Below are 21,765 nucleotides of genomic sequence, written 5' to 3' on the forward strand. Positions count from 1 at the left end.
AATGAAACTTGACGCCATCGACCGCCGGATCCTGAGCGCGCTCCAGCGCGACGGCCGCATGCAGAACGTGGAACTCGCGCACGAGGTCGGGCTGTCGCCGTCGCCGTGCCTGCGGCGCGTGCGGCTCCTCGAGGAAGCCGGCGTGATCGAGAAATACGTGGCCGTGCTGAATCCCGCGAAAGTCGGCAAGGGGCTGACGATCTTCACGCGCGTGTGGCTGAAGGGGCAGGACGCGGAATCGGTGAACCGCTTCGCGGAGGCCGTCCAGCAGATGCCGGAAGTCGTCGAATGCCACCTGATGGCGGGCGATTGCGATTTCCTGCTGCGCGTCGTCGCGGCCGATATCGACGACTACCGGCGCTTCCAGATGGAATACCTCACGCGCATTCCGGGCGTGCTGAGCGTGAAGACCGACATTCCGATGCAGAAGGTCAAGCTCACGTCGGCGCTACCGACCTGACGCGGGCGAGGTGCGTGGCCACGCGACGACGGGTCGACGAACGGTCACGGCTCGGTGACAATCACCCGATAGACTGACGAATCACGCCGCTTCGAACCCGTCGCCTGTGTCGTCACGCGACGTTCGATGCGCAAGCAACTAACGGTCAATGCCGACGCGATCGGGCAGGCGGCGCTGCGCGCCGGGGCGTGCGCCGGCACGGACGCGTTTCTTCTTGTCGGGCCATTCATGCAGCCAATCAGCAATCCGTGGAATTCGCTGGAAATCGTCAAGCTCGTGCTGGGCGTGCTGACGCCGTTGTCGGTCGCGTGTCTCGGCTGGCTCGTCGCGCGCCGGCTGAAGCGGCTCGAACTCGTGCAGTGGACCAACCAGCGATTGATCGAGAAGCGGCTCGCGCTGTACGACGCGGTCGCGCCGCAGCTCAATGCGCTGCTGTGCTTCTACACGTGGATCGGCTACTGGAAGGACATCTCGCCGGATGACGTGATCCGCGCGAAGCGCGAACTCGACCGCACGTTCCACATCTATCGCTACCTGTTCGACGACGACGTGTACGACGCGTATCACACGTACATCCACGCGCTGTTCGACATGCATACGGGCCCGGGCCGCGACGCGCGGATCCGCTCGCTGATCCAGGCGCCCGACGGCGACCGCAGCGTGCACGGCTCGTATGAATGGAAACCGGCGTGGTCCGACCGTTTCGCGACCGCGAATGTCGTGCCGAAGGACGACGTGCTGCGGCACTACACGCAGTTGATGGAGCGGCTGCGCGTGGCGCTGGGTGCGACGCGCTGAAGGCAGCGCGGCCGCGCGCGCCGGTATCGAAAACCGCCACCCGGCGGCGCGGATACTCGCCCTCGCGCAAGAAGCGGGTGCGGCGCGCGACTGCTGCTGACATGCTCGCGGCATCACTCCACGCGCGAGGTTCGTATGGTTGTCGATATCGGTTGCCGGCCGCTCCTGATCCGCTCGCCCGGCTCAGGCCGGCAGCGCCTCTTCTCCGTCGGGTCCCATGCATCGCACGACATGCCGTTGCCGATCGAACCGGAGATCGGCGACATCGTCTTCATCCGCGTGACCGTGCGGCCGTTTCTCGAAGTGGCGAGCGCGACGCGCTCGTGGACGAATCACGTCGGGATCGTGGTCGGCGAGCGTGGCGGCGAGCCGCTGATCGCGGAGAGCACGTTTCCGCTGTCGCGGGTCACGACGATGTCGCGGTTTCTCGCGCGCTCCGATCGCGGCGCGTGTGTGATCGCACGGTTGAAACAGCCGCTCGATGCCGCGCAGCGGCGCCGGCTCGTGGCGGCTGCGATGCGCCGGATCGGCGTGGTCTACGACACGGGGTTCAATCTCGCGTCGCGGCGGCAGTTCTGCTCGCGGTTCGTGCGCGAAGTCGTGCGTGATGCGACGCGGATCGTGCTCGGCGACGTCGAGACCTTCGACATGCTGCTGCGCCGGAATCCCGATCATCCGCTCGGTTTCTGGAGGATCTGGTATTTCGGCCGGATTCCGTGGCGCCGCCGCACGGTGACGCCGGCGAGCTTGCTGGATAGCGGGGCGTTGCGGGTGGTGGCGGATACGCGCGCTGGTGACGCAGGATGACGGAGTGGGAATCGATGATGCTCCTGCCGACGTGGTGCAATGTAGAGCTTGAAGAGCAATGGGGATGCGTCGGCTTGCGGGAGGTTCAGGCGAACGAAATCACGAGCTTTTTACCGCAAGCCGCCGCATATTTGCGCAACGTATCGATGGATGGTGAATGCTGGCCAGTTGCGAGCGCACGCTCAAGTCGTGTGATGGCCGGTGCCTTCGTGCCCATCCGCTCCGCCACATCGGCTTGAGACAGCCCGGCCTCTCGTCGGGCAGCCAGCATTGCGTCGAGCAGTGCGAATTCCTCGCGGTTCAGTCGTTCGTATTCAGCGCGCACCTCGGGGTCGGTCAATGCACGCTCGCGCAGTTCCTTATACGTTGCCATCTTGAACCTCCTTCAGTCGACGGCGCGCCGTTTCCAGTTCCTTCTGTGGCGTCTTTTGCGTCTTCTTCACAAAACAATGAAGCATGACGATACGCCGCTCGACGATCGCGCAATAAAACACTCGGGCGATACCTTCCGCGCCCTTCAATCGCATTTCGTACAGTCCGTTTCCCATCGATTGCGTGTGGGGTTCGCCCAGGTTCGGGCCGTACTGCTCCATGCGGTCAACGAGCGCATAGAACCGGGCGATGAGTGTCTTGGGTAACGCTGCCACGCCCTCCTCGACACGCTCATTGAAGAACCGAATTTCGTACGCATTGGTCAGCATAGTAACAAATATGTTATATCGATGCAAGAACTGTGGCCTGCCGCGACTGCGGATGCGGGCGGCTGGTCAGACGTGCCGGAGGGTTGGAGTCGCCGTTACGTCGGCTGGGGACTTCGGCGAGGATGTGCGAGCCCGACTGTTCTCAGGCAATCCGGTGTCGGCGCGGTGCGCAATTCGTTGCCGGCGCGCGCTACGCGCGATGGAAGAGTGGTGGTGTTAGCTCCGCCCCGCCACCGCGAGCCGCGCCGCGAGCCCCACGAACACCGACCCGAGCAGATACTGCGGCAGCTTCGACGGGCGGCGGCGCGCGCCGATCCGCTGGCTCAGCCGGCTCGCGGACAGAATGACCGCGCCGTTCACGACGATGCCGATCAGGTTCAGCACCGTTGCGAGCAGGAGAATCTGCACGGCGATCGAACCGTGCTCGGGTCGCACGAACTGCGGAAACAGCGCGAGCACGAACAGCGCCATCTTCGGGTTCAGCAGGTTCGTCGTCAGCCCCTGGCGGAAGATCGTCGCGGTCGAGTGGCGACGCTGCGACGCGACGGGCGACAGCGCGGTCGCATCCGAACGGAACGTCTTCCACGCGAGATACAGCAGATAGGCGGCGCCCGCGAAGCGCACGGCGTCGTAGGCGAGCGGCACCGCGACGAAGAGCTGCGACAGCCCGAGCGCGGCCGCCAGCGCGTGGCAGTAGGTGCCGGCCTGGATGCCCGCGAGTGTCGCGAAGCCAGCGCGCCGGCCCTGGCTCACGCTGCGGGACGCGATCAGCAGCATGTCGGGGCCCGGCGTGGCGGTCAGTGCGAGACACGCGCCGGAGAACAGCGCGAGCGTGGAGAGGTCGATCATGGGACTCCCTTTCGTCGGAACGGCGTAAAAGGGAGGTCAGTTTAGGAGGGCGCACGAGGCCGGTCAATCGAGCGAACGGACGATGGCCCGGTGGGCCGTCGAGGCCGATCGTCAACGCACGTGCGCTGCTTGCGACACGCCGATAATGCCCGACACCGCTTCAACGGCACACGCCGATGCAGCGCCTTGCGCGCGCGATCGCCGCACTGCTCAAGGCTTGCGGCAGGCCACCTGATAATCGATCACGGTGTTCGCCGACGGCTTGTCCGGCTCGCCGCCGGCCGTCGTCACGCCGAGCACGCCGGCCGCACTCCGGTAGCGCAGCGCGCAATATCCCATGCCGGTGCCCGAACACGCTTCGGCTTCGATGATGCCGTGCTTCGCGAGCGTCGCCGCGCCGTCCGTCGCATCCGGTTTCTCGCGCGGGCGCAGTGGTTGCCAGCCTTTCGCGATCAGGATCCGGCGCGCGACGTCGAGCGGCTTGCCGTACACGTTGGGCACGACTGCGCGGCCCTGGCAGTCGGTGCTTTCAGCCGCTACCCGGGTCAGGCGCAGGCCGCCGTTCTCTTCGTGCAGTTCGCCGACGGGCGGCGCCGGGCCGTCGCCGCCCCAGATCAGCAGCGCGCCGCTCTCCAGCCGGTCGGCCGCGCCGAGCTGCCAGCCTGCGTTGTGCGCCGTGTAGCCGAGCGCGACGAGTGTCGTGCCGTCGAACACGCCGACGTTGCCGTTGCGCGCGAAACAGATCGCGCTCGTGCCGGCGCTGAATCCGCTCGCGAACGTCACGACCGTGTAGCGGCCGAGCGGCGCCTCGGACGTCACGATCCAGTCGCGCTTCGCGACTTCGCGGCCGGCCGCGGTGGTCGTCTTCGCGCGATATCGCGTGCAGAACGGATCGAGCGAACCATTCTCCGGCGAGTGCGGCAGCACGCCGAGCGGCACCAGCGACGCGCCGGCGATATCGGAGGCCGTCCGCAGCGGATCGGCCGATGCCGTGCCACCGAGCGCGGCACACGCAACGGCTGCGATCGAAACGATCGAAGCAAGGCGGTGGGCAAGCGGCAAGGCAACGAAACGGGACACGCAGGCAGTCTCCGGGAAAAGGGGGCGGGCGCGATGATCGCGGGTTTTCGCCCGCGCGTCACGGTCGCGCACCGGCCGGCAGCACGCCTGCGTGCCGCCGGTGAATCAGCCCTTCGCGACGACGTCGATCCGCAGCGCTTCGCCGCCTGCGACGATCGCCAGCAGGCGATCGACGTTCGGATGCGCGCCCGGGCGGTTGCGTGCGTCGGCCGTATGTTCGGCGAACACCGCGAGGCCGTGCTCGGCGGCTTTCGCGTCGAGCGTGCCGAATGCCTGCTTCAGGTAGTTGTACACCGCGAGCGAGCCTTGCTTGCCCGGCTGGTTCTCGATGGTCGCGGCCACGTCGCCGTTCGCGCCGACGAGATCGATGCGCGCGACGCCGTCGATGGCCGGCAGTTGCGCGAGGTTGTCCTTGAATACTGGGGTCGGTTGAATCACTGAAAACACTCCGTCGGTTCGGTAAAAGGCACCGCGCGCCGTATCTTATCCGATCAGCGGCGACGAGCAGCGCCCGTGCATCAGCTCGGCGCCCGTGGCATTTTCGGCTAGAGTAGTCATTGGCTGGCCGTGCATTCGCACCGCGCGGCCACGCTCCGCCAACGCACACGAGGGCCTGATGGATACCGAGCAACGCTACACCGCCAACGCGCCGACGCGCGCGGAAGTCGACGCACTGGGCGGTGCAACCGTCATCGAATTCGGCGCGAACTGGTGCGGGATCTGCGCGGGCGCGCAGCCGGCGATCGTGGCGTCGTTCTCTGCGCATCCCGCCGTGCGGCACCTGAAGATCGAGGATGGCCCGGGCCGCCCGCTCGGCCGTTCGTTCGGCGTGAAGCTGTGGCCGACGCTGGTGTTCCTGCGCGACGGCGTCGAAGTCGCGCGCGTCGTGCGCCCCGCCGACGCGAAGCAGATCGAAGCCGACGGCTTCGCCGCGCTGGCCTGAGGTCACGACGATGCAACAGGCGATCACGCACATCGGCATCGACACGCGCGGCAGCGGCCTCGTGGAATTCACGCCGCAGGTGCGTGCGTTCGTCGACCAGCAGGCGATCGGCACCGGCCTGCTCACCGTGTTCTGTCGCCATACGTCGGCGTCGCTGCTGATCCAGGAGAACGCGGATCCTTCCGTGCAGCGCGACCTCGAACGCTACTTCGCGACGCTCGCACCCGAGGACGCCACGCGCTACGAGCACGACACCGAAGGGACCGACGACATGCCGGCGCACCTGCGCACGGCGCTCACCCAGGTGCAACTGTCGATCCCGGTCGAGCACGGGCACATGGTGCTCGGCACGTGGCAGGGGATCTACCTGTTCGAGCATCGCCGCGCGGCGCATCGCCGCGATATCGTGCTGCACCTGATCGGCGAGTAAGCGGGCGCGCGCGGCAACGAGCGGCGCATCGCCGCCGCGCCGGCTCAGGCGAGCAGCTTCTCGACGAGCGCGCCGAGTTCGCGCAGGTGGACGGGCTTCGGCAGGAACTCGTCGAATACTTGCTGGTTCTCGCGCAGCGCGGTCGATTCATACGCGCTGACGCCGAGGATCGCCGGATGCCGGCCGTCGTCGTCGGGTACCGCGACCGCGCGCATGCGCCGCGCGACGTCGAAGCCGCTCAAGTCCGGCAGCTCGAGATCGAGCACGACGAAGTCGTAGCGGCTCGCACCGAAGCGTGCGACGCCTTCCTGCCCGGTGCGGCACAGATCGACGTCGATGCCGAGCGCCGACAGCATCGCACCGAGTGTTTCGCGTGCGTTGTCGTCGTCGTCGACCACCAGCGCGCGCCGGTCGCGGTGCGCGGCCGCGTGCGGCAGCGCGGGCGCGTCGCCGGCCGCGTTGCCGGCGGTGTCGATGCCGGGCACTTCGGCCGGCAGCGTCACGACGAACTCGCTGCCCTCGCCCACCGTGCTGCGCACGTCCACATGCCCGCGCAGCGTCGTCACGATTTCGCGCACGACGGCGAGCCCCATGCCGATCCCGTCCACGTGCAGCCCGACCGCGTCGTTCGCGCGGTAGAACGGCTCGAAGATCTTCGACAGGTGCGGCTTCGCGATGCCGGCGCCCGTGTCGCGCACGGCGATCTTCAATTGCTGGCCGGCCGGCGCGTCGGCGAGCGTGATGAATACGTCGATCGATCCGCCGAGCGTGTACTTGACCGAGTTCTCGATCAGGTTCGACAGCACCTGGCGCAGCAGCTTGCGATCGGAGCGGATCTCGAGGCCGTACGGCTCGACCCGCTGCGCGACCGCGATCCGCTTGGCCGCGATCTTCTCGCGCAGCGGGTCGAGCACTTCGGCGAGCAGCGACGCCATGCCGACGGTTTCCCGTTCGGCGAGGCGCTTCGTCGAGCGCAGCTTGATGTAGTCGGTCAGGTCCTTGACGAGCGCTTCGAGCGACAACGCAGAGTTCTGCAGCCGCCGGATCGTCTTCAGGTTCGCGTCCGACTGCGGGCGCGCGAGCAGGATCTCGACCGACCCGCAGATCGCCTGCAGCGGCGTGCGCAACTCGTGGCTGACCATCCCGAGGAACGCGTTTTTCGCCTCGATCATTTCGAACGCGCGGTCGGACGCCTTGCGTTCGGCGTCGAGCGCCGCGTCCTGCCGTTCGAGCAGGTCGTCACGCGTGCGCATCGTATAGAACAGCAGCAGGAACAGCGCGCACAGGATCACGCCGAGCACGATGCCGAGCATCAGGATCGCGCGCTGCTTTTCCTTCAGCTGATGGAACGTGAAGTCGCGCTGCGCCATCTCGATCGCGCGGAAATAGTTCGCGAGGCCGTTGACCTTCGGCCAGTACGCATTGACTTCGTCGATCACCTGCTGCGCATTTTTCGGCGAGTCGCGCAGCAACGGCACTTCGCGCTTCAGGCGCGCCATGAATTCGCCGAGCGCGTCGATCTCGTTGCGCGCGCGCGGGATGCGCAGCCAGTATTGGGATACTTCCGACGGCCGCTGCAGAAAGCCGAACGACACCGACAGGCTGTCGAGCTGCATCTGCACGTGATAGAAATCGTCGTCCTGATGCGTCGCGTAGAGGATCAGCTGCCGGTCGAACCGCGTATAGGCGTTCCGGTATTGCGCGGCGGTCCAGAACACACCTTCGCGCGGCCCCTCGAGCACGCCCTCGTTGACCGAGGTGGCGAGGAGGTCCCACAGCAGGAACGCCCACGCGGCGAACCCCATGATCCACAGCGAGCCGAGGATCAGGATGATTTTTCTATTTTTCCATCGACGGCGTTTCATTTCACCGTCAGGCCGATGATCTGCCACGCGAACTTGGCTTCGCCGAGCGGCGTCTTCAGTTCGTCGGGATACTGGTCGCGCGGGTACATGATCCACAGCGGGCCGTAGTTGTCGTTGCCGAGCACCTTGCCGTTCATCGTCCGCGCGAGGATCACGCCGTAACGATCGGCGTCGGACACGGGAATCGTGAACGTGTACTCGTCGATGCAGCGGAACTCGATCTGCGTGCCGTGTGCGCCGACGATCTTCAGGATGTCGGACAGGCGCGGGCCGGTGAAGGCCGCCTTCGGCGTCCAGCTCGTCGACGTGACGATCGTGTGCTGCGGCAGCGCCATCAGCGCCTGCTCGGAAAACACGTACGCCTTCTTGCCCTGCTGGTTGCTCTTGTCGATCTTGCCGTCGACGGTGAACGTAAACGACGAAGCGGCCCAGGTCGCGGCGGCCATGCCGAGCAGGCAGGCCGTCAGCAGGCCCTTGGTCCAGATGGTCGAAATTCGCATGTCGTGCCCTCGGTCGTGCGGTGGTGGTTTGTCGCTGTGGTCTCAGTTCGCGGCGGTCACGGCCGGCAGCGTGATCTTCAGTTCGCGCGCCACTTCGGCGAACAGGATCGGCAGGCGCACCGGCTTTTCCTCGCAGCGCGCGTTGTAGTGCGACACGATGTGCGCGATTTCGTCCTCGCTGGCTTCGCCGGTCGAGATCTTGCCGGTCAGCAGGAAGATCGGCGCGCCGCTGTTCTCGCTCGAGCGGATGCCGCGTACGAGTTCGGCGGCCGTCTGGTCGCCGAGCATCCAGTCGAGGATGTAGCCGTCGAAATCCTCGACCTCCAGGGCCTTGCGGAACGTCGCGCCGTCGAAGTACGGGATCGCGTTCACGCCTTTTTCGATGAAATATTCACATACCGTCTCGGCGACGTCCTGCGAGTCGTCGACCACGGCGATTCGCGCCGCATACACGTTCGGCTGCGTCGAGCGCAGCTCGATGACGTCGACCGGATAGGTGCGGCCCTCGCGTGCGAGCTGACGCTCGGTGATGAGCCATTCGCCTTGCCACTGCAGCGCGACGAAGTCCGTCTCGATCTGGCTGCTGGCCTTGGTCGAGATCGCGGCGCGGCAGCGGAAGCGCCGCGACTCGATCACGAGCGTCGCGTCGATCATCTCGGCGGCGGCCGGCTGCGTGCCCTTGTCGTCGAGCAGGATCGCGGGCGGCACGCCGAAGTGCGTCGCGATGTCCTGCAACTGCGACAGGTTCCACGGGATCAGGCCTTTCATCTTGCGCGTGACGACCGAGAAGCTCAGGCCGAGCACATTCGCGATCGTCGTGTTGTGACTTCGCGGTGGAATACCGTTCCGGTTCAGTAGGTCGCGCACCTTGTTGGCGGTGATGAGATCGACGTTGGCCTGCTCGCTGTTGGGCATCTCGATGGGGTCTCCAGGGGTTTTGGCGAGGGAGAGCATATCAAAACTGACGCGTCATGCAAACTTTGAAAACGCGAATGGCCTTGACATGCCTTTTTTCTCCATTATTATTGCTCACCACGTCACTATTGTTTGTCGCGTCATGTTTGGAGATCGATGACGACCCCTGTCGGCACATCGAAAAGCGACAACACTGAATCAGTGACCGAACGATTCGAAGAGAGAGCCTGAGAGAGCCTTGGAGTGCGTGTCGGCGTTAGCGGATTGTATCTGCTGCGCCGCGCGCCGCCGGGTGCAAGCTCGCGGGGGTGGGATAGCTCGAAGAATTGCGGCGCCAATAAAACTTGAGGAAAGTACCCATGTTCCGCCGTCTACTCGCACCGGGGCTGCTGTGGCTATTGGTCGCGTGCGCACAGGATCCATCCATCACCAGCCACACGGTGCGGATCTGCGACGACACAGGGTGTTCCGACCGTCCTAAAGATCAGGTGTCCTATCAAAAAAGGGGCGATTCGGAAGACCGGGAAGATCCGCGCATCGCTGCGCTGAAGCAGACCGCGAAGACCCAGCCGAAGGCCGCCTACGACCTCGGCCTGCGTTATTTCCGCGGCGACGGCGTGCGCCAGGACAGCTACCAGGCACTCAAGTGGATGCGCGAGGCCGCCGAGCGCGGCGACCTGCAGGCGCAGAAGGCGCTCGGCAGTTTCTACCTGTTCGGCCTCGAGGAAATGGGCTCCGACGCGCGTGAAGCGGAGAAATGGCTGTCGATCGCGGCCGGCCGCGGCGACAAGGAGTCGAAGAAGCTGCTCGACCTTGCGCGCAAGGCCAAGAAGGAAGACGAAGAAGACTGGAAATGGCGCACGCAATGGCGTGACGTCTATTACGGCTACTGGTACTCGGGCTATCCGTACTACGGCGTCTGGCAGCAGACGTACTGGTACTACTGACCGGGCATAAAGCAACGGGGGCAGCAGCGGGGAGACCACCATCGCGCGCCACGCCGGGGGGCTTATCGAAGTTCGCACGAACACATAAGCCGAACAACGACTCTAATCGATCGACAACGACATGAAGACCATCCTTTCCCAACGTCTCACTCAAGGTGCGCTGGTCGCAGCGCTTTGTGCGTCCGTCGCGGGCTGCGGCGGCGTGGTGACGCCCGGCGGCCAGAACGCGGGCGTGACCGGTGCCGCCGCGGGCGGCGCGAGCGCCGGCGCCGATACGGGGCTGCAGCGCTGCGCGTCGCCGCTCGGCACGATCGCCGTCGACGACGGCCGCAATGCCGACTGGTGGGGCCCGTTCGGCAGCGCGACCAAGATGACCACGATCGACCCGCTGCTGCGCCTGGCCGTCCAGCAGTCGAACTGCTTCGTGATCACGTCGATCGGCAACCAGAAGAGCGACGCGCGCCTGTCGCGCATCACGCAGCTGCAGCGCAACTCGGGTGAGTACCGCGCGGGCTCGAAGCAGCAGAAGGGCCAGCGCGTCGCGGCCGACTATTACATGGAACCGCAGATCGTCATCAACGATTCGCCGATCGGCGGCATCGGCAGCATGATCGGCGGGCTGATCGGCAACAGCGCGGTTGCGGCGGTGGCCGGCCACCTGCAGACGAAGGCGTCGGTCGTCACGCTGACGCTGTTCGACGTGCGTTCGGCCGTGCAGATCGCGGCGTCGGAAGGCAGCTCGACGGCGACCAACTACGGCGCGGCGCTGGGCGGCTTCGGCGGCGGCGTGGGCGGCGCGCTCGCCGGCTTCTCGGCGACGCCGGAAGGCAAGGCGACGGTCGTCGCGTTCATCGACGCGTACAACAAGATGGTCGTCGCACTGCGCAGCTACAAGGCGCAGGACGTCAAGGGCGGCCTTGGCCGCGGTGGCCAGCTCCAGGTCAACTGACGCTCCCGGGCCGGCGGTGCGCCGCCGGCCGGATCCTGATTCGTGACTGTCCGTGCGCGCGGCGTGATCCGCGCGTACCGGCTTCGTTCGTCCTTTTTGCATTGAGGTGATCCCGATGAAAGCCGTTGCATTGATCGCACTGACCTGTCTGGCGCTGACCGCTTGCGGCGGCGACGATTCCTCGCCCGCGGCGTCCGGCGGTGGATCGGGCACGACCAACAACGGCGGCACCGGGGGGACGGGTTCCGGAGGGACGGGGACTGGCGGCAACGGCGGTTCTGGCGGCTCGGGCGGCAGCACGCTGACGTGGCGCTACGACGCGCAACCTGTCGCGGCGGATCAGACGAGCTTCCTGACGCTGGTCAACAATGAAGGCGCGAAGGGCTATCGGTATCTGGGCGACTACTACTACGATGCGTCCCATGGCGGGTCGCAGTCGATCTTCGTGAACGACGGCGCGGCGCAGACCTACACGTACCAGCTACAGACGACGCCGGCCGACATGACGGGCTTCGTCAACCAGGCCAACTCGCAAGGCACGAGCGGCTACCGCTTCGAAGGCCCGCTTACCTACGGCTATCTCTATCGCAAGGATGGCGGCTCATCGGCGACATACACATACGCGACGGCGACGTTGCCGGCCAGCCAGGACGCGTTTGTCACCCAGGCGAACGGTCAGGGCCAGTCGGGTTACTGGTTCGTCGGCCCGATGATGGTGGGATCGGTGCAAGCGAACGTGTACATGAAGAACAATGCGTCGGGTTCGACCTATTCGTACGATGCACTGGTACCGCCATCGACCGTCGACGATCTCATCGCGCAGGCCAACAGCGAGGGCGCGAAGGGCTATCGCGCGAAGGGCGCGATGTCGTTCGGCCCCGCCAATGTTGCATGGATCTACGTGAAGGACCAGACGCAGTCGCCGACCTTCACGTATCAGTCGGCCACCATCCAGTCGACCGGCGCGAGCTTCGTCCAGCAGTCGAACACGTTCGGCGCGCAGGGCTCGGCCTATCTCGGCGATATCGCGCTCGGCGTCCCCACGCCGGTGATGGCGTCGTTCTATTTCACGCCGAAGAACTGCACGGGCTTCCTGTGCACGACGCTGAATCCGCTCACGCAGAACTGAGCAGACGCGTCCGACGCAGTTGCATCGCGCGGGTCGTTCATTCGTGAATGAACCGCGCGCGTCGAATCGAGTGCCTCAGGTGCGACACGCCATCCGCGGACGCATCTTTTGCCGCCGGCTTGCCGGCGGTATCTCGTTGACGTGCGTGCCCGCGCCGAAGCGACGGCGCGACGTGTCCAATCGGATCGATCCCCGGATGCGATTTCACGACGATGATTCGTTCAAGTTCAAAACAATAATAAAAACAAATCAGACGTGTACTAAAAGGATAATGCACGACTGATTTTCGCAGTGTCGTTTGGCATGATCGGGATGTCGCTATCACGAATGTATCCATCGTGACGCCCGACCCGGCAGGGAATTTTCCACCTGTCCGCCTCTCGGGCGCCGTCACGCCGAGTCATGCCATACAGCACGCTTCAGTCCATTCGTCGCTACCAGAGCATTTCGATGTTCGGGGGCGGCATCGTCGTCACGATCCTGATCCTGATCGCCTGCGGGCTCGGGATCACGTCGATCGTCTACGGCTATCTGGACGGCGAGCGGCGCAATTTCCTGAACGGCGTCGAGGAAGCCGTCGACGAGGTGCAGGTAGCCGAGACGTCGTTCCGCAACGGCGTCGCGAATACCCAGCTGATCTGGCACGAGCTCGGCGCGGCGCCGGCAGGTGTCGTGCACGAATTCTTCGCCAATGGCCAGCAGCTTGCGATCAAGCCTTACCCGTCGCTCGTGGTCGGTGTGCCGGGCCAGACGGCGCAGCGAACCGAGGTGGCACGCTACCTCGCGTTGTCGTTCATGCTGTCGCGCATCTGTGCGGCGAGCTCGCTCAATCGCGGGCGCACGCTGGAGGGCTACCACTACAGCACGCGCACGGGGCTGTTCGGTTTTGTGCCGCACCTGTCGCGCGACAATCCCGCGCTCGCGTCGGCCGACGCGCGCGCGCAGGTACTCGCGGCGCTGCGGGTCGATTTTGGCGGCGCGGCACCGAGCGACGGCCGGCCGCAGGTTCGCTGGCTGCCGCCCTACGTCAATCCCGTCACGGGGCAGGCGCGCATCCGGATCGCCGCCGAAGCGCGCGCAGGCGGCCTGCCGTTCGCGGTGCTGGTCACCGAGTACGCACCGGAATACCTGCTGTCATGGCTGCCCGGGCGTGCGCCGGCTGGCACATTCTTCATCACGTCGGCGGACAACCGGCTGATCGCGATCGAGCCCGGCGTCGAGCGCACGAACGCACTCACCGAGCGCTTGTTGAACCTCGACGTCGCGCAAGGTGGCCCGGTGTCCGGTGAGCCGCGCTTTCGCGACGGCGCGATCGTGTTCGGCAGCAAGCTCGCCGCAACCGGCTGGACGATCGCCTATGTGCTGTCGTGGGCCGACGTCGCGGCCGGCATCGGTGTGCAGGCCGCCGCACTGGCGGCATCGACGCTGGTCGCGATCGCCGTGATGTGGCTGCTGCTCGTGCGCTTCCACCGGCGCGTGCTTGTGCCGGTCTATGCACGCTCGGCACGCGTGTTCGACAGCGAGGCGCTGTGCCGCAGCGTGATCGCGATGGCGCCGGTCGGCATCGGCCTCGTGTCGCTGTCCGACCGCCGCGTGATGCTGGCGAGCGATGCGCTGACGCAGATGCGTGTGCCGCACGGCGGCGATTACCATGCGCTGACCGCACAGGTGCTGGAGCAATACGATGCGTTCGTCGCGAATGGCGGGGCCGGCCGGGCGATGATGACCGAACTCGTGCTCGATGCAAACGGTGCCGCGCCGCTGCATCTGGAGATCATCGCGCACGGCGCGCGTTACGAGGGTGAGGACGTGCTGATCGCGGTCTTCGCCGATACCACCGCGCAGCGCCGCCTCGTGCATCAGCTCGAGGAAGCGGTACGCGCGGCCGATTCGGCGAATGCGGCGAAGTCGTCGTTTCTCGCGGCGACGAGCCATGAAATCCGCACGCCGCTGAACGTGATCCTCGGCAACCTCGAACTGCTCGAACGTACCGCGCTCGACGCATCACAGCAGAGCCGCGTGCGGACGCTGCGCGCATCGGCCGAGGGCCTGCTCGCGATCGTCAGCGATATCCTCGATTTCTCGAAGATCGAGGCTGGTGCGATGTCGGTCGAGTCGATCGAGTTCGACGTGATCGCCGTGATGGAGCGCCAACTGGCCGCGTTCGCGTCCGTGGCGAAGGCGAAAGGGTTACCGCTGTTTGCCGATATCGATGCGAGCGACGCGCAGCGCATGCGCGGCGATCCGACGCGGCTCGCGCAGGTGGTCGGCAACCTGTTGAGCAACGCGATCAAGTTTACGAGCGAAGGGCGCGTCGTCGCGCGCGTGGCGGTGGGGCGCAACGCGCGCGGCGCGCCCGAGCTCGCGATCGGCATCGAGGATACGGGCATCGGGATCGATCCCGCGCAGCAGGCGAGGCTGTTCAAGCTGTTTTCGCAGGTCGACGCGTCGATCACGCGGCGCTACGGCGGCACGGGGCTCGGGCTCGCGCTGTGCGATCGGCTGGTCGCGGCGATGGGCGGGACGATTTCGGTCGACAGCGCACCGCGCGTCGGCAGCCTGTTTACCGTTCGCCTGCCGTTGCGCATGGCCATTGCGCCGAAATGTCCGGTCGGCGCGGGCGCCGGGCAGACGCTGATCGTCGTGTCGCCGGAGGATGCGTGGCGCACGTTCGCGTTTCCCCATCTGCGCGCATGGGGTTTCGATGTCGCGATGCATCCGAGTCCGATCGGAATGGCCGCCGGGTGCCTCGCGCGTGCTCACGCGATCGTGCTCTTCGGCGATTCCGATCGATGGCGGCGCGACGAGCTCGACAGCCTCGGGGGGGGCACGCCGATCGTGCTGGCCACCCCGGACGGCCCGCTGCAGCCGGACGTTGCGGGCCGCACGATTCGCGTGTCGAGCTATTCGCTGAGCGGGCTGCGCACGGCGATCGGGCAGGCGCGGGTCGCGACGGCGGAATCGCGGCGCGGGACGCGTGGCGCTGCGGATGCCGGCCGGCGGGCGGTGCCGGCGGTGCCGGCATCCGATGCGCGCGGGCTGAGGGTGCTGGTTGCCGACGATACGTCGGTCAACGGCTCGATCTTCCGCGAACAGCTCGACGTGCTCGGCTATACGGTCCGCTGCGTGTCGTCCGGCGCGGCGGCGCTCGATACGCTGGCGAACGGTGCATGGGAGGTGCTGCTGCTCGGCGCCGACCTGCCCGACATGCCGGCCCGTGAGCTGGCGGAGGTCGTCCATGCGCGCGCGCTGCCGTGCGACATGATCGCCGTGGTATCGCACCTGGGGCCGGACGACGCAAGGCGTTATGCGGTATCGAACGTCGAATGCGTGTTGACCAAGCCCGTGACGCTGGCGGACCTGCGCCGCAGTCTGGCGCGCATCGCGCGGCGGCGCCGGGCTGGCGTGCCCGCCGGATTGGCGGATGGGCGGCCGACATCGAGCGTGATGACGGCCGCGGTGGATTGGCCGGGACGATAAGAAAACGACACGCGAAGGCAGCGCAGACCGCCGGCGTCAAACAGGGAAGGCAGACACGCGGCATCGTGCCGGTGCCGCGTGATTTCGACTGAAGAAGGAAGGGTAAGGCCGTGCGCTATATGGGAAAGGTGTTCGGGCTGCTGCTTGGATTCGCGACGTTGCCGGAGAAATCCAGACGGGATTTCCTCACGAAGCTGAACGAATTCATGATGATGTCGCCGTCGCAGAAGCGGCGGGCCATCACCGAGTGGCAGCACGCCGCGGGCGATGGAGCGGATGAACCGGGCAAGTCAGTGGACAAACGATAGACAGGCTGCGGCTCGGGCCACCCCGCAGGGCAGAACGGATCGACGGCGTTGGGGCGCCGTCGATTGGGCGTGCATGGGCGGCGGATCGCCGAAAGGGCCTGCCGCAGCAAGGCCCTGCCCGGTCACGGCGGATGGCGAGGCGACTATTGCGTCGAGCCCCGGCCGCTGTGCGTGGCCGCACGCCGGTGCTCCCGGTCGCACTCCGTCGCATTGAGGCAACGCAGAACCCGCCTATTATCTTAAAATTACGCTGCGCACCGCCCGGTTCGCTGAACACCGCAACGCGATCGTGTTGCGAGATGGATTCGAATCCCGGCGCGTCGCACAACATGGCACGTCGGGCCGCGTGTATCGGGAGAAGAATAGAGATGGATGAATTTTTTGTGCGAGTGATGGTGGCAGACGATCATCCATCGTCCGCACTCGGGATGTCGCAGGCACTCGCGGGCAGCAGCACGATCAGGCTGCTCGGTACTGTCTCGAATTCGACCGACCTGGTGGCGATGCTCGACGAGCAGCAGAGCGACGTGCTCGTCGTCGACTACGTGATGCCCGGCGGCAAGTATGGCGACGGTCTCGCGTTGCTGTCGTTTTTGCAGCGCCGCTATCCCGCGCTTCATCTCGTGACGATCACGATGATCGACAACCCGAGCGTGCTGCATGCGATTCAGCGGCAGGGTGTCGGATGCATCCTCAGCAAATCCGACGCGATTTCGCATCTGGTCGGCGCGGTACACGCCGCTTACGTCGGCGCGAATTATCTGTCTCCGTTCGTCAAGCAATTGCTGGAGGGCACCGAGTCGTCGTCGGGCACACGGGTGCTGACGGCCCGCGAGATCGAAGTCGTGCGACTTTACGGGGCCGGCCTGACGGTGGGTGAGATCGCCGTTCAGCTTCACCGCAGCAAGCAGACGATCAGTTCGCAGAAGTCGAGCGCGATGAAGAAGCTCGGCATCGTGCGCGATGCCGACCTGATCCGCTACGCCAGTGAAGGCAAGCTCCCGGACATGCCCGGCGCCGACGCGCCGGTGCACGGCGAATAGCGGCATGCGATGCGCGATCCGGTGTCGGTTCCGGCGGCGAGCAACGGCTGCCGGCACACGTTTCGGCACGCGATAGTCGATGCCCGCCAAACTGAAGCGATTCGCCAGCCAGGTCGCCCATGCCGGCCGCAAGCCGTTCGATCCCGGCCGGGTGCGCCGTCAGCAGCAGTTCCTGCTGTATGGCGGCGGGATCGCGGTCACGCTGTTCATTCTGATTTGCGCCGCGCTTGTCGTGCGGCTCGACGTGCAGGACTATCGCGCGCAGGCGCGCTCGACTTTCCTGTACCGGGAAGCGCAGTTCTTTGGGAGCATGCAGGCGGCCGACATGGTGCTGGCGACCTACGGGAGCCGGATCGAGCAGCTCTGGAATCAGGGCGCACGGCCGTCGCCCGACGCGCTGACACAATTCTCGGCGGCGGGCGGTGTGCTGGGCGCAAGCAACGGCGCGGGTGGCGAGACGCTGCTCGCCTTGGCGGAAATCACGCCGGATCGCCCCGCCGCGTCGTATGCTGGCTATCTCGGTGCGTTGCTCGGCCTGTTCCGGAAGGACGACCGGTTGGTCCCGACGCAACCCTCTGCGCTTACATCCGACACCGAACCGTTCGGTGGCTACCTGATCGGGCTCGATGGCCGGTTTCTCGCCGTCGTGGGGCCGGGGCTCGTCGCACGCGCCCGTTCGCTCGGGCCGGGCATCGATCTGACGGCGCTGATTGCCCGGACGATGCCGACCGGGGCCGCGAAACAGAAGGCGTTCATTCAGAGCCGGCTGGTCATGCTCGATCGCCGTTTCGACCCGTTGTCCGGACGGGACGTCGTGCGGTTCGCGCGTCGGCTCGACGACGCGGCCGGACGGCCGTTCGGATGGCTCGTCGTCAACGGGGCGTACCGGGTCGACGATGCGATGGTGCCGCGTTCCGACGATGAGGACGTCGCGGTCGTCGACGCGCGCGGGAACATCGTCTTCGGGCGCGAGCGCGACCCGGCGATGATCGAGCGCGCGCTGCGCGACGCGCGCGAACCGTTAGGCGAAAACGTGGCCGTGCGACGGCGCGGCGCGCGCTTCATCGTCTACGATCGCTTGCCCGGGGCCAGCCTCGTCGTGATGACGACTTTCTCGTGGCGCAGCGTATTGACGGCAACCCTCGTCAGCTTGAGCGTCACGCTCGGCGCCGCGCTGTTCGGCATCGTGCTGCTCTGGTCGACGATCGTGCTGTTCGATCGCCGCGCGCTGCGTCCGGCGAACCGGCGCGCGATCCGCCTGATCGAGAGCGAGGCATTCAACCGGACGCTGATCCGCCACGCGCCGGCCGGGCTGTTGCTGCTGTCGGTGGCGGACGGCGAGACGATGCTGCGCAACGATGCGGTGCTCGCATACGACCGCGGCGTGCCCGGGCTGTCGCTCGGCAAGCGCATCTGGCAGGCCTACCGCGAGCGCCACGCAGGCAGCAGCGCCCGGCGCGGCGTCATGCAGCACGAACTGGCGATCGAGCACCCGGATCACGACACGGTCTATCTGGCGGCACAGGTCGTGCGAACCCGGTTCCGTGGCGTCGATGTGTTGCTGTGCACCTTGACCGACGTCACCGCCCGCAAGCTGACGGAAGACAAACTGAAGGAAGCGCGCATGGCGGCGGATGATGCGAACAAGGCGAAATCGACGTTCCTCGCGACGATGAGCCACGAGATTCGCACGCCGCTGAACGCGATCGTCGGCAACCTCGAGCTGATGGCGCGCGCCACGCTGCCGTCGATGGAGCAGCGCCGGCTGCAGACGGTCATGTCGTCGTCGGATGCGCTGCTGCGCGTGATCAACGACGTGCTCGATCTGTCGAAGGTCGAATCCAACCAGATGGCGCTGGAAGCGGTTCCGTTCGATGTGCGTGCCGTTCTGCACGACGTCGCGGCGATCTTCCGTCCGCTCGCGGACGCGAAGCATCTCGCGCTCGAATGCCGGATCGCGCCGGAACTGGCCGACGGCTACGTCGGCGACCCGAGCCGCCTGCGTCAGATCGTGTCGAATCTCGTCAGCAACGCGATCAAGTTTACCGAGCACGGCAGCGTGACGATCGATGCGCGCTTGGCCGGCGCATCGGGCGACCGGCGCGGCGTCGAGATCGCGGTGCGCGATACCGGGATCGGCATTCCTCCGGAAGGCCTGCCGACGTTGTTCGATGTGTACGTTCAGACCGATCCGTCGATCTACCGGCGCTTCGGCGGCACGGGGCTCGGGCTGCCGCTTTGCCGGCGTCTCGTGCGGCTGATGCAGGGCGATCTGACCGTCGCGAGCCGGCCAGGCTCGGGCACGACGTTCACGGCGTCGCTGCCGCTGTCCGACGCGCCGCACGGGTGGCGGGCCGCGTTCGACGAACCGGAACCCGGGGCGCCGCCGCTGCCGATCCTTGCGGACGACGAGACCCCGCTGCGCGTGCTCGTGGCGGAGGATCATCCTGCGAGCCGCACGCTGCTGCGCGATCAGCTGGATGCGCTGCATTGCGACGCCACGCTCGTCGCGAATGGCGTCGAGGCGATGCGTGCGTACTTCCAGCAGCCGTTCGACGTGGTGCTGACCGATCTCGGCATGCCCGAACTCGACGGCTTCGCGCTCGCGAATTTCCTGCGCGAGCAGGGTGCGACCGTGCCGGTGATCGCGATGACCGCGCATGCGACCGACGAGGACCGGCGCCGCTGCGTGCAGGTGGGGGCGGTGGAAGTCGTGCTCAAGCCGTTGTCGATCGATGCGCTCGAGGCGGTGTTGCGTCGGCACGGGGGGCGTGGTGCGGCGGAGACCGGCGCTCGTCCGGCCGATTTCAGCGGTCGAACGCCGCCGGTGATGACCGACGAAATCCGCGAGAAATTGCGGGCTGCGACGCTGCGCTCGCTCGCGGCGATCGACGAGGCGCTGCCGCGCGGCGACGCCGCTCCTGTCAGGATCGAGCTGCACTCGATGCGGGGCGGCTTCGCGCTTGCCGACAATACCGAAGCGCGCGACGCCTGCGCAGCCATGGAGCGTATCGTGAACGAGGGCGGAGCCGAGGCGCTCCGGGCTCACTGGGTTGCGTTCCGCAGCGAGATCGAACGGCATCTCGAGCGTTGACTCCGGGGCGCAGCCGTTCGGCGCTCAGGCCAGGTCTGGCCGAAGCCCGCGCGTGGCCGCACTACTGATAACTCATCGTGAAAGTGGCGACGGCATCAGCGGTACCCGCCGTCACGTTGCCGGTCCGGACGTAGTGCGCGGTGAGCGGAATGTCGACGCCTTGGTTGCCGGTTTCCGTGACGAACCATTGATTCGGGTTGCCGGCTGCGCTCGAGTCCGGGCCGTAGGAGACGGGCGTCGACTGATTCATGATCCGTACGCCGACGCCTTTTGCCGTGGAGCCGGGTGTCAGGCCGAGCACGTCGCTCCGGTTGCCGGAATGGCTCGCGTCGGTCAGCGTGGTGAACATCCGGGTCGTCGCGCCCCGGGTGCCGCCCGTGCGCGGCAGATTGATCGCGAAGTTCTGCCCCGGCCCGACGCCATCCCGGTTCAGGGTCGCAACCGCGACGCTGCCCATCGGCACGCTGATCTTTCGGGTACTGACCGTGCAACTCGGAACCAGCGGCTTGACGGCGACGGATCCGCCCAAGCGCACGAGGATCGCGACCTGACCGTGAGTGGCGAGCATCATCTTGCCGATATCGCCGCTCAAGGCGCCGGCAGCCGTGAGGGGGCCCGTCTTCACCAGTTCCAGCACGAACGCATAGTCGGGCAGGAAGAAGATGCCGGCAAAGCCGGTGTAATCGACGCGGTAGTTGGCCCACCACTGGACGTTGGTGTTCTTGTACGTGTTGCCAACCCGAATCCCTATGCCAGCGATGCTCGTCGGATACGTATTGAAGCGGCTGTTCAGCGCGCCAATGCCCGTATAGTCCGCCGGGCCGACGGTATCGGGGTTCTTGCAGCCATTAATGGAGGTGGATATGTCTCCCATACTGCCTTGCACTCTGCCCAGCACCGTGCCGTCAGGCACTGTGGGATCGAAGCTTGGCAACGTACCGAAACTCACCCTGTAGACCGCAGTTGTCACCTCGCCGACGAACTGCTGTGAAATCATGCATTTCGCCTGTGCATGGGCGTGCCACGCCAAGGCGAGCAGCAATATCGCGAAGCTTTTTACGATCGATGCCGAACGATTCGGCTTGCGAAATTGAATAGCGAACTGCATGGAGTATGACCTTGTCGTTTTCAGATGTTGACTTGTCGGGTTGGCGCACCGGATTCGGCATTCAGTCGTGATGAGACTGACGCGCTTCGGCGAGACGATTTCGCACAGTGCGCTGCCCGATCCAACCGCCAAATCAACGCGCGCCGAATGTCGATGTCGGTTTCAATGCACGTGCGGCGTCATTTTGATGCGGACAAAAGCCAAGTGCTTGGATCGTCTGAGTGATAGCGACGGATGGGGGTCTTATAGATGGGAATCGTACTAATGCATATCAAAATAATATAAGACAATTATTATTCGTTTGTCTTTTTTCGGAAATTTCAAGGATTTTTCCGGGGGAAGTGTCGTGTGAGTGAGGA

The 21,765-nt window shown here is 65.9% G+C and carries 21 protein-coding genes; 12 read left to right on the top strand and 9 right to left on the bottom strand.

The window, feature by feature from the left end; all coding sequences use genetic code 11:
* Position 1 precedes the first annotated feature (1 nt).
* From G3N64_RS01050 to G3N64_RS01060, 3 genes are all read left to right on the top strand, one after another.
* Entirely contained in the window at positions 2 to 460 is a 459-nt protein-coding gene (locus G3N64_RS01050; RefSeq protein ID WP_006486309.1) for an Lrp/AsnC family transcriptional regulator, read from the top strand.
* 228 nt (positions 461 to 688) lie between these two features.
* Positions 689 to 1,258 carry a hypothetical protein gene (locus G3N64_RS01055; RefSeq protein WP_205782024.1) on the top strand — a complete coding sequence of 190 codons (570 nt, stop codon included), beginning with the start codon at positions 689 to 691 and terminating at the stop codon, positions 1,256 to 1,258.
* Between the two features lie 135 nt (positions 1,259 to 1,393).
* Positions 1,394 to 2,065: a YebB family permuted papain-like enzyme gene (locus tag G3N64_RS01060; RefSeq protein ID WP_205781931.1), complete on the top strand. Its 672-nt coding sequence runs from the start codon at positions 1,394 to 1,396 to the stop codon at positions 2,063 to 2,065.
* 85 nt (positions 2,066 to 2,150) lie between these two features.
* Here G3N64_RS01060 and G3N64_RS01065 read toward each other — a convergent pair whose 3' ends face one another.
* From G3N64_RS01065 to G3N64_RS01085, 5 genes are all read right to left on the bottom strand, one after another.
* Positions 2,151 to 2,438 (bottom strand): helix-turn-helix transcriptional regulator, encoded by a 288-nt coding sequence (locus G3N64_RS01065; protein ID WP_175002412.1) that lies wholly within the window; start codon positions 2,436 to 2,438, stop codon positions 2,151 to 2,153.
* On the bottom strand, positions 2,425 to 2,766 hold the full coding sequence (locus tag G3N64_RS01070) for a type II toxin-antitoxin system RelE/ParE family toxin (protein WP_205781932.1): 342 nt from the start codon (positions 2,764 to 2,766) through the stop codon (positions 2,425 to 2,427). Before G3N64_RS01070 ends, G3N64_RS01065 begins: the two co-directional genes overlap by 14 nt.
* A 216-nt stretch (positions 2,767 to 2,982) precedes the next feature.
* Positions 2,983 to 3,615 (bottom strand): LysE family translocator, encoded by a 633-nt coding sequence (locus tag G3N64_RS01075; RefSeq protein ID WP_205781933.1) that lies wholly within the window; start codon positions 3,613 to 3,615, stop codon positions 2,983 to 2,985.
* Between the two features lie 210 nt (positions 3,616 to 3,825).
* A complete protein-coding gene (locus tag G3N64_RS01080) occupies positions 3,826 to 4,695 on the bottom strand; it encodes a hypothetical protein (protein WP_205781934.1) in 870 nt (289 codons plus the stop codon).
* A 105-nt stretch (positions 4,696 to 4,800) separates the two neighbouring features.
* On the bottom strand, positions 4,801 to 5,133 hold the full coding sequence (locus G3N64_RS01085) for a DUF2322 family protein (RefSeq protein WP_205781935.1): 333 nt from the start codon (positions 5,131 to 5,133) through the stop codon (positions 4,801 to 4,803).
* A 178-nt stretch (positions 5,134 to 5,311) separates the two neighbouring features.
* On the opposite strand from G3N64_RS01085, the gene G3N64_RS01090 reads away from it, so the two are divergent.
* Together G3N64_RS01090 and G3N64_RS01095 are read left to right on the top strand one after the other, a co-directional pair.
* Positions 5,312 to 5,638 carry a thioredoxin family protein gene (locus G3N64_RS01090; protein ID WP_021160574.1) on the top strand — a complete coding sequence of 109 codons (327 nt, stop codon included), beginning with the start codon at positions 5,312 to 5,314 and terminating at the stop codon, positions 5,636 to 5,638.
* A gap of 10 nt (positions 5,639 to 5,648) precedes the next feature.
* A complete protein-coding gene (locus G3N64_RS01095; protein ID WP_205781936.1) occupies positions 5,649 to 6,068 on the top strand; it encodes a secondary thiamine-phosphate synthase enzyme YjbQ in 420 nt (139 codons plus the stop codon).
* 44 nt (positions 6,069 to 6,112) lie between these two features.
* Here G3N64_RS01095 and atsR read toward each other — a convergent pair whose 3' ends face one another.
* The 3 genes from atsR to G3N64_RS01110 are packed head-to-tail and all read right to left on the bottom strand — an operon-like array spanning position 6,113 to position 9,348.
* Positions 6,113 to 7,933 carry a hybrid sensor histidine kinase/response regulator AtsR gene (atsR, locus tag G3N64_RS01100; RefSeq protein WP_205781937.1) on the bottom strand — a complete coding sequence of 607 codons (1,821 nt, stop codon included), beginning with the start codon at positions 7,931 to 7,933 and terminating at the stop codon, positions 6,113 to 6,115.
* Complete coding sequence (locus tag G3N64_RS01105; RefSeq protein ID WP_205781938.1) at positions 7,930 to 8,433, bottom strand: molybdopterin-dependent oxidoreductase; 504 nt, start codon at positions 8,431 to 8,433, stop codon at positions 7,930 to 7,932. Before G3N64_RS01105 ends, atsR begins: the two co-directional genes overlap by 4 nt.
* 42 nt (positions 8,434 to 8,475) lie before the next feature.
* On the bottom strand, positions 8,476 to 9,348 hold the full coding sequence (locus G3N64_RS01110) for a helix-turn-helix domain-containing protein (RefSeq protein WP_205781939.1): 873 nt from the start codon (positions 9,346 to 9,348) through the stop codon (positions 8,476 to 8,478).
* 359 nt (positions 9,349 to 9,707) lie between these two features.
* On the opposite strand from G3N64_RS01110, the gene G3N64_RS01115 reads away from it, so the two are divergent.
* The 7 genes from G3N64_RS01115 to G3N64_RS01145 all read left to right on the top strand — a co-directional run bounded on the left by G3N64_RS01115 (position 9,708) and on the right by G3N64_RS01145 (position 20,298).
* Positions 9,708 to 10,295 carry a tetratricopeptide repeat protein gene (locus G3N64_RS01115; RefSeq protein ID WP_205781940.1) on the top strand — a complete coding sequence of 196 codons (588 nt, stop codon included), beginning with the start codon at positions 9,708 to 9,710 and terminating at the stop codon, positions 10,293 to 10,295.
* 121 nt (positions 10,296 to 10,416) lie between these two features.
* Positions 10,417 to 11,244, top strand: coding sequence for a hypothetical protein (locus G3N64_RS01120; protein WP_205781941.1), 828 nt, complete (start codon positions 10,417 to 10,419; stop codon positions 11,242 to 11,244).
* A gap of 115 nt (positions 11,245 to 11,359) precedes the next feature.
* Positions 11,360 to 12,373 (top strand): hypothetical protein, encoded by a 1,014-nt coding sequence (locus G3N64_RS01125; protein WP_205781942.1) that lies wholly within the window; start codon positions 11,360 to 11,362, stop codon positions 12,371 to 12,373.
* Positions 12,374 to 12,775: 402 nt separating this feature from the next.
* Positions 12,776 to 15,853 (top strand): ATP-binding protein, encoded by a 3,078-nt coding sequence (locus tag G3N64_RS01130; RefSeq protein WP_205781943.1) that lies wholly within the window; start codon positions 12,776 to 12,778, stop codon positions 15,851 to 15,853.
* A gap of 119 nt (positions 15,854 to 15,972) precedes the next feature.
* Positions 15,973 to 16,161: a hypothetical protein gene (locus G3N64_RS01135; protein ID WP_205781944.1), complete on the top strand. Its 189-nt coding sequence runs from the start codon at positions 15,973 to 15,975 to the stop codon at positions 16,159 to 16,161.
* Positions 16,162 to 16,529: 368 nt separating this feature from the next.
* Complete coding sequence (locus G3N64_RS01140; RefSeq protein WP_205781945.1) at positions 16,530 to 17,204, top strand: response regulator; 675 nt, start codon at positions 16,530 to 16,532, stop codon at positions 17,202 to 17,204.
* A gap of 79 nt (positions 17,205 to 17,283) precedes the next feature.
* Entirely contained in the window at positions 17,284 to 20,298 is a 3,015-nt protein-coding gene (locus G3N64_RS01145) for a hybrid sensor histidine kinase/response regulator (RefSeq protein WP_205781946.1), read from the top strand.
* A 61-nt stretch (positions 20,299 to 20,359) separates the two neighbouring features.
* Here the strand turns inward: G3N64_RS01145 and G3N64_RS01150 are convergent, their stop codons facing one another.
* Complete coding sequence (locus G3N64_RS01150; RefSeq protein ID WP_205781947.1) at positions 20,360 to 21,406, bottom strand: fimbrial protein; 1,047 nt, start codon at positions 21,404 to 21,406, stop codon at positions 20,360 to 20,362.
* Between the last annotated feature and the right edge of the window lie 359 nt (positions 21,407 to 21,765).

This window comes from Burkholderia sp. Ac-20344 (assembly GCF_017104975.1).
Lineage (GTDB): Bacteria > Pseudomonadota > Gammaproteobacteria > Burkholderiales > Burkholderiaceae > Burkholderia.